This window comes from Pseudoalteromonas sp. PAST1 (genome assembly GCF_021532515.1).
GTDB lineage: Bacteria > Pseudomonadota > Gammaproteobacteria > Enterobacterales > Alteromonadaceae > Pseudoalteromonas > Pseudoalteromonas simplex.
Map to the genome: position 1 here is coordinate 78,519 of NZ_JAKGBH010000017.1, position 11,844 is coordinate 90,362.

Below are 11,844 nucleotides of genomic sequence, written 5' to 3' on the forward strand. Positions count from 1 at the left end.
TTTAGAGAAACAGCACATTCTCTGCTATGATCCACAGCATCTTCGAGGATGTCCCTCAATTATCAAGTTTGGAATATTACTGTGACCGCTACTGCTTTTTCATCTTTGGCTTTGCCGCAAGAGTTAACCGATAACTTATCAACTTTAGGTTATACGCAAATGACGCCTGTGCAAGCGCAAAGCTTGCCAGTGATCTTGCAAGGCAAAGATATTATTGCCCAAGCTAAAACCGGGTCGGGTAAAACGGCTGCATTTAGTCTAGGTGTGCTGGCTAAGTTAAATGTGAAACGCTTTCGTATTCAGTCTCTCATTTTATGTCCAACCCGAGAATTAGCAGAGCAGGTAGCGGAAGAAGTTCGTAAGCTAGCCCGTGGTATTCATAACATTAAAGTTTTAACCTTATGTGGCGGTGTGTCTATTGGTCCACAAATTGGCTCATTAGAGCATGGTGCGCATATCATTGTTGGCACGCCAGGTCGTGTTGATGACCATATTCGCAAAGGCACATTGCGCTTAAATGATGTTGAAACCTTGGTGTTAGATGAAGCTGATCAAATGCTAGATATGGGTTTCCAAGATACCCTTGATGCTATTGTTGAGAGTATTCCAAATCAACGCCAAACATTATTGTTTAGTGCGACTTATCCAAAATCAATTGCTGCGATAGCTGAGCGAGTGCTTAGCAATCCAGAAATGATTAAGGTTGAAGAAGAGCAAACAAAAAGTACAATCAAGCAATACTTTTATAAGCTAGATAACAACAAACAGCGCTTTAATACATTGAAGCTGTTGTTATTAAAGTTCCAGCCAGAAAGCTGTGTGGTTTTTTGTAACACCAAGGTTGAAACTCAACAGATTTGTGATGACCTTTATGCTGAAGGGTTTAGTGCGGTTGCCTTACACGGTGATTTAGATCAACGTGAACGTGAGCGCACTTTAATTCGCTTTGCTAATAAAAGTGCCTGTATTCTGGTTGCAACGGATGTTGCTGCGCGTGGCTTAGATATCAACGATATGGACATGGTAGTGAACTACCACCTCGCGCATGACCCTCAAACCCATGTACACCGTGTTGGTCGTACTGGTCGAGCAGGTAAAAAGGGTATTGCATGTTCTATTTATGGTGAAGCAGAGCAATTTAAAGTGGCACAAATTGGCGACCACTATGAGCGCGACTTTGACCCTGAACCAATTCCGCCATTTAGCTTGCTCGAAAAGCCTGCTTATAAGCCAACCATGGCGACAATTATGATTGATGCTGGCAAGAAGCAAAAAATTCGTGCCGGTGATATTTTAGGTGCATTAACTGGTAAAGAGGGAATTGCTGGTCATCAGGTAGGTAAAATTAACGTACTTGATAATGTGGCCTTTATTGCTGTTGAGCGAGCAGCTGCAAAACCTGCATTACGCAAATTGACCGAAGGTAATATTAAAAAGCGCAAGATCCGTGCGCGACGTTTGAGTCGGTAATCTGGTTAATTATGAGCAGCTAGCTTTAAGTTGCTCATATTCGAGTTGTATTCTCTTAAACTCAATTGCACAGCCTTGGCGGTCTGGGTGGTGTTTTAACGCTAGTTGTCGCCAACGCTTTTGTAACTGTTTTTCCGAAAAATCAGTAGGTAGCTGCCACGCCTGTTGTAATTGTATTAGCTGCTGCTGAGGTAATGAGTGAATGGCCTTTTTTGGGCTAAATGACGAAAAGCGCTGCCAAAAATCAGTTAACAACGCATCAATTTCATCGCTTGTTGTATCAAAGTTTTGCCAATCTAAATAATAACCCCGTAGCGGGTCATGACTTTCTAATGCGTTACTTGTTTGCTTACTAATAAGTTCAATATGTAAAGAGGCAATCTCTAGCTGTTGCTCTGGCGCAAGTTGTGCTTGCAGTTGATACAAGCCATTCATAACTAAAAAGTTGCGTTTAAACAGATCTTTTTGTGGGTCTGCGTCTAATGATTCTATTTTTCCAGATTCACTAAGTGCGCTGGCAAGCGTATGAACCTTCCAAACAGGCTGTTCCAAAAGGAGGTAAAAAATCTCATCAATCAGTGGGTTAACCATTGTTCGCAAGCCTGACTTTGGTGTAATCTAAATGTGTGTACGCTATCACAGCTAAACAATTGAAACTACAAAGTTGCTCTGAGATAAATATTTAGCATTATAAAATTAGCATAAAAAGCCAAGTATAAGATTAGGGATATTAAATATATGCTCGCACCTACACGTTTAAGCATACTTTGTTCAGCGTTTTTTTGCTGTTTTTTCGTTATGCCCTTCAATTTGGCTGCAAATTCATTATTTGAGCAATTCACACAACAAGAACAGTGGGAAGATAAGCATCAACTAGGGTTACAGTTAATTTCAGAAGGTTCACTGAGTAATGAGCAAACTCTTGATGTTTATATGCAATTAGCCGATTTAGCATTAGAGAAAGACTTATTTTCTAAAGCAATTGAAAATTACCAAAAAGTTGAGTTATCTACATCATTTGATACCAATCCGGAGCGTTTCTTTCGTGCAATAAAAATGCAAGGAGTGACCTACTATTATCAAGGTTTGATGCAACAGGCGCTAATAGCGTACTTAAAAGCGATACCTTTTGCTGAAAAAATGCCTGACCCACTAGCTAAAGCCAATTTAATGAGCAATATTGGTCTCGCTTATTTTGATATGTTTAATTTGAATCAAGCTTTAAATTACTACAAACAGGCCAAAGATATTTATGAGCAACATGGTAGTGAGCAAGATAAAGCTGATATTTTGCATAACATTGCCGGAATATATATTCGACTTTCAAGTTACGAAGTTGCTCTTGAAATGTACAGAGAAACATTAAATATATTCCAAAGTTTAGGTGATATGGATGGTGTCGCTCAATCCTATGGAAATATGGGGGTAGCTTATTCTGAGCTTGGGCAGTATCAACTCTCTTTGCATTATTATCAGCGTGCTTTGCGCTATTATCAAGAAACAAATAACGCCTATTTCTTGTCTTCTCGCCATGGCAACATTGCTAATGTTTATTTGCGCACCGGTGATTTAGAGCTTGCCTTAAGCCATGCCGAAAAAGCAATTGAGTTTGCAAAAAAAATTGACAACAAAGCCTTAGAGTTGGCCGGCGTGTTGTCACAAGCAAAAATTGAATTGTTACAGAATAAATTAACAAAAGCTGAATCCACTTTAACTACTTCAGTACAGATGGCAAAGGAGTACAAAGACGATTTACGTGTTCAAGATGGTATGGGAATGATGGCTTTAATTAAAGCAGGTCAAGGTGATTTTGCTACAGCCGTTGCGAATTTTGATAAGTTTGTTCGTTCATTTAACTCGGTTCAAAATGCCAAATTATTAAAGTCGATGGGAGAGTTACAAAGCCAGATACAAGCAACTCAGCTCAATCAAGAAATAATCGAACTAAAGCAACGTCAACAAGTACAAGATCTCGAAATGTCCAAACAACGACAGTTGGGCATTATGCTATTCATCTTATTCGTTATGCTGGTGGTAACAGGTATTACTGTATACCGTCGTAGTATTGAAAAAGGCGCTAAAGAGCAGCTTTCTTTAATGGTGGCAAAACGAACAAAAGAACTTGAAGAAACAGCAGAAAAATTGCGCAGAGCTAACGAAATAAAGAGTCAATTTTTAGCAAATATTAGTCACGAAATTCGTACGCCGCTAACTGCAATTTTAGGGCAAACAGATAATTTAATTAATGGTTATTATAAACCAGAACACTTAAATGATGAACTTGCTGTTATCCAAAAACAAAGTGATCATTTAAAAGAGCTAATAAATGACGTGCTAGATATCAGTAAAATTGAAGCTAACAAGCTAGAGCTTAGCCTAAAAGAGGGGGATTTAGTTCGGTTGCTTACAGATGTCCATTCTATGCTTAGTGGTCAGGCTAAAGATAAAGGGTTGAACTTTGCATTTCATAATGAACTTGGTGAGCAATATTATAGCTTGCTCGACTTTACCCGCATTAAACAAATCCTTATTAACCTGTGTGCAAATGCAATTAAGTTTACAAACCAAGGCGAAGTTGAGTTAAAGGTTTCGCGTGTTGAGCAAGGTGTGTGGTTTTATGTTACCGACACTGGTATTGGCATGAATGCCGAGCAACTGAAGCAAATATTTGACTGCTTTAGCCAAGGTGACAATAGTATTAGTCGCCGTTTCGGTGGTACTGGACTTGGATTAAGTTTATCGCAACAGCTTGCAATGATGATGGGTGGTTATATAAGTGTTGAAAGTGAGCTGAACCAAGGTAGCGTGTTCTCATTTTACTTACCTTGTAAAGAGTATATACCAAGCTCTGACATCATTGAGCCTGCAAAACTCGAACAACATGCTGCCAATGGCTTATCTGGCAAAGTGCTGCTAGCTGAAGATCATCCAGATAACCGCCGTTTAATTTCTCGCTATTTAGAATCTATGGGACTTGAAGTGATTGCTGTAGAAAATGGTGAGCAAGCCGTTGAGCAGTGTTTAAAGGAGTTTCCCGATGTTGTGTTGCTTGATATTCAGATGCCAGTGCTTGATGGTTTAAGTGCGCTTAAACTATTACATGAATGTGGGTTTACACAGCCCGTATATGCGTTAACGGCTAATGCTATTAGTCACGAAATCGACGGTTATCTTCAAGCGGGATTTACAGGTTATCTTGCTAAGCCAATTGATAAAAAGGTGTTTTACACGCAACTTGCTAAGCATTGTAAGAAGGACGCCGTTACAATTAAGTCTCAGCATGATATGAGCGACTTAGTCGCAAGTTTTATTGCAAGTTTCGAGCACGAAAGCGCCTTAATACAACAACACTTTGCTGCTGATAAATACTTCGATTTGCAGCAGGATGCGCACCGCATTGGTGGTGCTGCAAAAATGTTTGCGTTAGATGAGGTGGCAGTGAGTGCAATGGCGCTTGAGTCTGCACTAAAACAGCAAAAATTATCAGACTTAACTAGCCTAGTTGCTCAGTTGCTTGAGCAGCTACATTGTGCTGCTGTAAGTCAAAATAACTCAATCTCTCCATCTTGATGATTTTTAGAAGAGTCGCTAGTTTGGATACGATCGCGATTTATACGCTGATTAGTATCGATATCGGGGTGAGCAATATGAAACAAAGACAGTTTGTCATCTATAGCGTGAGCTAAGCTAACTAAATCCTTACTGGACACAGCTTGAATTTGCGAACTTGAAAGTGCGTCTGAGTTTAATTCTACCATTGCATCAATACTAGCCTGGGCTTCGTCAGACATAGTACTTTGTATTGCGACTTGCTCATGAACGCCCTCTGAGTAGTTGCTGATAGCTAACATAGCCTGCTCTATTTTATTTGTTTCTTTTGTCGTTGCATCAGATAACTGTACTGTATTTTCAGCTTCCTTGAGAGCTGTTTGCATCAGTTGATTTGCAAGTTTGGTGCTGTGTTGAATTTTAGCTACCATTTCACGCACTTCTTGGGTCGATTTACTCGTTCGTGCAGCTAAGTTTCTTACTTCATCTGCGACAACTGCAAAGCCTCGACCTTGCTCACCAGCGCGGGCTGCTTCAATTGCCGCGTTTAATGCCAAGAGGTTGGTTTGATCTGCGATGCCATTTATTACATCAATAATTGAGCCTATGGCATCACTGTCTTGTTTAAGTAATAAAATTTGTTCGCTTGTGAGATTTATATTATCAGCAAGTTTAATAAGGCTTGCTTGGCTTTTATCTGAATCAGAACGAGTTTGTTGAACTGATTCTGTCGCAGCCAAAACCGATTGAAAGATTTCTTTCAAGCTATGATCAAGCTTTCTTGACACTTCAATCGTTCGATTTATTGTATTGGCTAAATCAATTCCATGTGCATTTTGTATTGTGGCTTTCTGAGTCATTGAGGCATAGGTGTCTCGCAGAGCATCTGCCATAGGAAGAAGCCGCGCAGATGAAGCTGAAACTTCACTAAGTAAATGCTCGACCATGGTTAGACTTGCATTTAATGCGTGACAGACCTCAGGTAATTGGCTGTCACTTTCATTAAACCGAAAAGTGAAGTCGATGCCATCTTTCGTTGTTATACAAGATACAAAATATTTAAGGTAGTCCTTTTGTTTGTCATTATCTTTATGTAGATAAATGATTAATAGCGACCAAGGAATGACTGAAACTAAGCCAAAAATGACTATTTCTTTCATAGATGAGTTGAAAATGATAAAGCTGGTAATACTGCCAATTAAGCTAACTACAAATAGAATAATTGCAATTTTTAAATGCGACATAGAGGATCCTTACCTTTATATCTAATCATTTATAGAACAATTATTCTTCAAATACCAATAAACTTATTCTGTAAAAGTATAACTTTTAAAGTGTTATGTCCTTAGTTTTACGCAAAGAAAATGCCTGTATTAAACAGGCATTTTTTAAAAACTTAGTAATCGTTACTGTCGTTTCATTGAGTCAAAGAATTCATCATTGGTTTTGCTCATCGAAAGCTTATCAATTAAGAATTCCATTGCGTCAATTTCTGACATCTCATGAACGATCTTACGTAAGATCCACATCTTCTGTAGTTCATCAGGTTTAGTAAGTAACTCTTCGCGACGCGTACCTGAGCGGTTAAAGTCAATCGCTGGGAATACACGCTTTTCGGCAATCTTACGATTTAAGTGTAATTCCATGTTACCTGTACCTTTGAACTCTTCGTAGATAACTTCGTCCATCTTCGAACCAGTATCGATAAGAGCCGTTGCGATAATTGTTAAGCTACCGCCTTCTTCTACGTTACGAGCTGCACCAAAGAAACGCTTTGGTTTGTGTAATGCGTTTGCATCAACACCACCGGTTAATACCTTACCTGATGATGGGATCACCGTATTGTAGGCACGAGCAAGACGTGTGATTGAATCAAGTAAGATAACCACGTCTTTTTTATGCTCAACAAGGCGTTTTGCTTTTTCAATTACCATCTCGGCAACTTGAACGTGACGACTCGCTGGTTCATCGAACGTTGAGGCAACTACTTCACCTTTTACAAGGCGCTGCATCTCTGTAACTTCCTCTGGACGTTCGTCGATAAGAAGAACCATCAGTTCACAATCAGGCTGGTTGTAGCTGATCGATTGCGCAATGTTTTGCAGTAGCATGGTTTTACCCGCTTTCGGCGGAGCAACGATAAGCGCACGTTGACCTTTACCAATTGGAGAGGCTAAATCAAGTACACGTGCTGTGATGTCTTCAGTGCTACCGTTACCACGCTCCATACGTAAACGTTCGTTTGCGTGTAGTGGGGTAAGGTTTTCAAATAGGATTTTTGTGCGAGAGTTTTCAGGTTTGTCGAAGTTTACTTCATTTACTTTTAATAGTGCGAAGTAACGTTCCCCGTCTTTAGGTGGACGAATAAGGCCTGAAATTGAGTCACCAGTACGCATGCTGAATCGACGGATTTGACTCGGTGATACATAAATATCATCTGGGCCGGCTAAGTAAGATGCTTCTGATGATCTTAAGAAACCAAAACCATCTTGTAAGATCTCTAGTACACCGCCGCCATAGATGTTTTCACCGCTTTTAGCGTGCGCTTTAAGGATGGCGAAAATGATGTCTTGTTTTCTTAAACGGGCTACGTTTTCGAGCCCCATGGACTCAGCTAAGTTTACAAGCTCTTTTATAGACTTGTCTTTTAATTCGCGTAAATGCATATTGGTGGGTTCTTTATTACAATTGTCATACTCAAAATCATCGTTTGATACATGAGTGAGGTTTGTTGGTATAACTAAGGATTAGTTGGCTTTATAAACTAGCAGGTCACTAGCAAGGCGTCCAGTCTTTAAACAAAATAAAGCTAAAAAAAGGGCAAAAAGCCCTTTTTTTATATTTTCATTAGATGTTGTTTTCTAAAAACTCTACTAATTGAGTCTTAGAAAGAGCACCAACTTTAGTTGCTGCAACTTGGCCATCTTTGAAAAGAAGTAATGTAGGGATACCACGGATACCGAACTTTGGTGGTGTGCCTGCATTCTGGTCGATGTTAAGTTTACCAACGGTAACTCGGCCATCAAACTCGCCAGCTACTTCGTCAAGAATAGGGGCGATCATTTTACAAGGTCCGCACCATTCAGCCCAAAAATCAACAAGTACAGGTTTGTCTGATTGTAGTACGTCAGCTTCAAAGCTATCGTCAGTTAATTGAATAATTTTCTCGCTCATTGCGATCTCCGATTAGTTAGGCGAAATATTTAATGCGTATTTAAACACTCTTGTTTCTTATTGCAAGTTTAAACGTTATGCTTAAACGCTATGACTAAGACACATTTGACCGATAAAAAGTTTTCAGACTTTGCTATCGCACCGGAAGTGGTTGCCGGTTTAACCGAAAATGGGTTTGAATATTGCACACCCATTCAAGCAAAATGCCTACCTTTTATTTGTGAAGGCCGCGATATTGCGGGCCAAGCACAAACAGGTACGGGCAAAACGTTGGCGTTTTTAACCGCCACGTGCCATCGGTTATTACAATCTAGCAAAGCATCTAGTAAACATCCAAGAGCCCTGATCATGGCCCCAACAAGGGAGCTGGCGATTCAGATACACAAAGATGCAAAAATTTTAGCGCCACACTGTAATCTTAACTTAGGATTAGTATATGGTGGCGAAGATTACGAAAAACAACGTGCACAACTAGAAAAAGGCGTTGATATTTTAATTGGGACTACTGGACGCCTTATCGATTTATACAAGCAGGGCTGTTATACCCTCAATGAAATCGAGGTTGTAGTGCTTGATGAAGCAGATCGTATGTTCGATTTAGGCTTTATAAAAGATATTCGTTATATGTTTAGACGTATGCCAGAAACGTCTGAGCGATTAAACCTATTATTCTCTGCAACCTTGTCATATCGTGTGCAGGAATTAGCGTTTGAACATATGACTAACCCTGAGCACGTACAAGTCGAGCCTGATGTAAAAACAGGTAAGCGTATTCAAGAAGAGCTATTCCATCCATCGCAAGATGACAAAATTAAGTTACTGTTAACTTTAATTGAAGAAGAATGGCCAGATAAAGCGATTGTGTTTGCAAATACGAAACACAGTTGTGAGAATGTTTATGCATGGATGAAAGCCGATGGTCACCGAGTTGGTTTATTAACCGGTGATGTAAACCAGAAAAAGCGTCAATCAATTTTGGCTCAATTTACCAAAGGCGATTTAGACTTTTTAGTAGCAACAGACGTTGCAGCTCGTGGTTTGCATATCCCAGAAGTAAGTCATGTATTTAATTTTGATTTGCCAGATGATTGTGAAGACTATGTACACCGTATTGGTCGTACCGGACGTGCAGGTGCATCAGGACACGCTATTAGCTTTGCCTGTGAACAGTATGCCTATAATCTCCACGAAATTGAGCAATATATAGAACACAGCATTCCATTATCACATTATGATAAAAGTGCATTGCTTGATGATTTAACTAAGCCTACTATTCAGAAAAAGCGGAACTATTCTACAGGCCCACGTAATCGTAATAACAACGGACGTCGACCAAATAATAGTTACCAGAAATCGCGGTCGTGATAAACGACCGTTATTGAAGACTTAGTAGTAACTAGAGGTTTTTGAACGGTGGGGCAACTTCAACCGCAAAAAAATGTGTATGCAGTAATCGACTTAGGATCAAATAGCTTTCATATGCTGATCGCTAAATCGATTGCTGGCGGTCTGCAAACGATCGGTCGAGTAAAACGTAAAGTAAGGCTTGCTGCAGGGCTTGATGAAAACAACGTCCTTAGCACTGAAGCCATGCAACGAGGTTGGGAATGCCTAGCCTTGTTTGCTGAACGTCTACAAGACATACCAAAGAAAAACATCACAATTGTTGCGACCGCAACTTTACGTCTTGCTACTAATGCTGATGTATTCAAGCATAAAGCTGAACAGATCCTTGGTCATAAAATCAATGTCATCAGCGGTGAGTTAGAAGCTAAGACAATCTATAAAGGCGTGGCGCACACCTCTGCTTGTAGCGGTAAACAACTGGTTATCGATATTGGCGGAGCCAGTACCGAAGTTGTTATCGGTCAGGGTTTTGATGCACTGCATTATAAAAGCCTACACATGGGCTGTGTTACCTTCCTAGAACGCTACTTCAAAGATCAAAAGCTCAGTAACGAAAACTTTGCTGCTGCAATTAAAGCTGCAAGTGAAGTGGTTGCAGAAATTGTCGATGAATACCAAGCAACCGGATGGCAAATTGCGAGCGGTGCGTCAGGCACAGTGCAAGCGATCCAAGAAATCATGGTTGCACAAAACCAAGATGAGCTTTTAACGCTTGATAAACTTCTCGCTATTAAAGAGCAATCAGTACAATTTGACACTATTGCTGATCTTGAGCTTGCAGGCTTGAGCGAAGAGCGCCGTTTAGTGTTTGTTTCTGGCCTCGCTATTTTGATCGCATTGTTTGAATCGTTAGATATAAAACAAATGGGTCTTGCTCGCGGCGCATTACGCGAAGGTGTTTTATACAGCATGGTGCCAGAGCTTCATAACCACGACATTCGAAAACGAACTGTTGATGGCTTAATGAATCGCTATCATGTTGATCAAAAACAAGCGTGCCGTGTTGCGCAACTAGCAGAGCAATTGGCAAAAAGCGTCATGGGGCAATGGCAGTCAATCGATGATAACGCAATCGCATTATTAAGAACGGTTGCAAAACTGCACGAGATTGGCTTACTGATAGAGTATAAGCTTTATCATAAACACACAGCTTACATTATAGAAAACACAGATATGCCAGGATTCTCACAATCTGAGCATAAACTGATCACAGCTGTTGCTAATGAGCATCGTGCTGATCTTGTTAAAAACAGCTTTGCTCACTTAGGTTGTCATCAAGTGCTCGCAGAATGTTTAACAAGAGTTGTTCGGATCGCCGTGATCTTATCAATGCGTCGCCAAGATGATGTACTGCCAGCAATAGATCTTAGTGTTAATGAAAACACCCTCACACTGACATTTGATGGCGATTGGTTAAAATATCACCCATTAATGGCCAGTGAACTACAACTAGAGTCCAAGCTACAAGCAAAAGTAGGTTGGAAGCTTATAGTAAAATAACGTTAAAAGGCCCTTTGGGGCCTTTTTTAGTGCTATTTTTACGCGTTTCGTTCGTATTTTGCGCGAACAGTCATTTTTTTCATAAAAACTTCAAAAAACAGTTGATCTCAATTCGGATCTCCCTATAATGCGCATCCACCGACACGGCGGACTGCTTACAAAAAAGCAAAACGACGAGTTGGTTGAGTCAAGTAAGACTGAGTTTTGAAAAAATAAACTTTTCTCAAAATTAAGTGTTGACAAAAATAACGGCTTGCGTAGAATGCACAGCCCTTGAGACGCAAAAGTATCTCAAATGTTCTTTAACAATATAAAGCAATCATCTGTGTGGGCACTCGTACAGATTGAGTTCTAACAGCGAAGCTTAGTTTACTAAGTGACGCAAACAAATTTAGAGTCTCAAATGTAACTGAGTGACTATATAGTCAATTCGTTTTGATTTTACTTTTTTAAAAAGTAGAAACAAACAATCAGAATTCATTGAGCATGGTTTGAAGTTTACTTCAAACAAAAAACTTTTAATTGAAGAGTTTGATCATGGCTCAGATTGAACGCTGGCGGCAGGCCTAACACATGCAAGTCGAGCGGAAACGAAGAGGTGCTTGCACCTCTGGCGTCGAGCGGCGGACGGGTGAGTAATGCTTGGGAATATGCCTTATGGTGGGGGACAACAGTTGGAAACGACTGCTAATACCGCATGATGTCTACGGACCAAAGTGGGGGACCTTCGGGCCTCACGCCATA

8 protein-coding genes and 1 rRNA gene are annotated in these 11,844 nt (G+C 40.2%); 5 read left to right on the plus strand and 4 right to left on the minus strand.

Annotated features, from left to right (window positions below; translation table 11 throughout):
• The first annotated feature begins 81 nt into the window (after nucleotides 1-81).
• Nucleotides 82-1,470: an ATP-dependent RNA helicase DbpA gene (gene dbpA / locus L1272_RS10485; protein ID WP_054554675.1), complete on the plus strand. Its 1,389-nt coding sequence runs from the start codon at nucleotides 82-84 to the stop codon at nucleotides 1,468-1,470.
• A gap of 9 nt (nucleotides 1,471-1,479) precedes the next feature.
• On the opposite strand, the gene L1272_RS10490 is transcribed toward dbpA, so the two are convergent.
• Entirely contained in the window at nucleotides 1,480-2,061 is a 582-nt protein-coding gene (locus L1272_RS10490; RefSeq protein ID WP_166341463.1) for a DNA-J related domain-containing protein, read from the minus strand.
• A 219-nt stretch (nucleotides 2,062-2,280) separates the two neighbouring features.
• Between L1272_RS10490 and L1272_RS10495 the strand changes: the two genes are divergently transcribed.
• Nucleotides 2,281-5,040 (plus strand): tetratricopeptide repeat protein, encoded by a 2,760-nt coding sequence (locus L1272_RS10495; protein ID WP_235373333.1) that lies wholly within the window; start codon nucleotides 2,281-2,283, stop codon nucleotides 5,038-5,040.
• Here the strand turns inward: L1272_RS10495 and L1272_RS10500 are convergent.
• The 3 genes from L1272_RS10500 to trxA all read right to left on the minus strand — a co-directional run bounded on the left by L1272_RS10500 (nucleotide 5,013) and on the right by trxA (nucleotide 8,193).
• A complete protein-coding gene (locus L1272_RS10500) occupies nucleotides 5,013-6,263 on the minus strand; it encodes a methyl-accepting chemotaxis protein (RefSeq protein WP_138598975.1) in 1,251 nt (416 codons plus the stop codon). The two genes, L1272_RS10495 and L1272_RS10500, sit on opposite strands and share 28 nt — an antisense overlap.
• Nucleotides 6,264-6,425: 162 nt before the next feature.
• Entirely contained in the window at nucleotides 6,426-7,685 is a 1,260-nt protein-coding gene (gene rho / locus L1272_RS10505; RefSeq protein WP_054554678.1) for a transcription termination factor Rho, read from the minus strand.
• Between the two features lie 181 nt (nucleotides 7,686-7,866).
• Nucleotides 7,867-8,193, minus strand: coding sequence for a thioredoxin TrxA (gene trxA / locus L1272_RS10510; RefSeq protein ID WP_054554679.1), 327 nt, complete (start codon nucleotides 8,191-8,193; stop codon nucleotides 7,867-7,869).
• Nucleotides 8,194-8,283: 90 nt separating this feature from the next.
• Between trxA and rhlB the strand changes: the two genes are divergently transcribed.
• The 3 genes from rhlB to L1272_RS10525 all read left to right on the plus strand — a co-directional run.
• On the plus strand, nucleotides 8,284-9,558 hold the full coding sequence (gene rhlB / locus L1272_RS10515) for an ATP-dependent RNA helicase RhlB (protein WP_054554680.1): 1,275 nt from the start codon (nucleotides 8,284-8,286) through the stop codon (nucleotides 9,556-9,558).
• Nucleotides 9,559-9,606: 48 nt separating this feature from the next.
• Entirely contained in the window at nucleotides 9,607-11,100 is a 1,494-nt protein-coding gene (gene gppA, locus L1272_RS10520) for a guanosine-5'-triphosphate,3'-diphosphate diphosphatase (RefSeq protein ID WP_199529894.1), read from the plus strand.
• A gap of 519 nt (nucleotides 11,101-11,619) precedes the next feature.
• Nucleotides 11,620-11,844, plus strand: a 16S ribosomal RNA gene (locus tag L1272_RS10525); the annotation flags it as partial.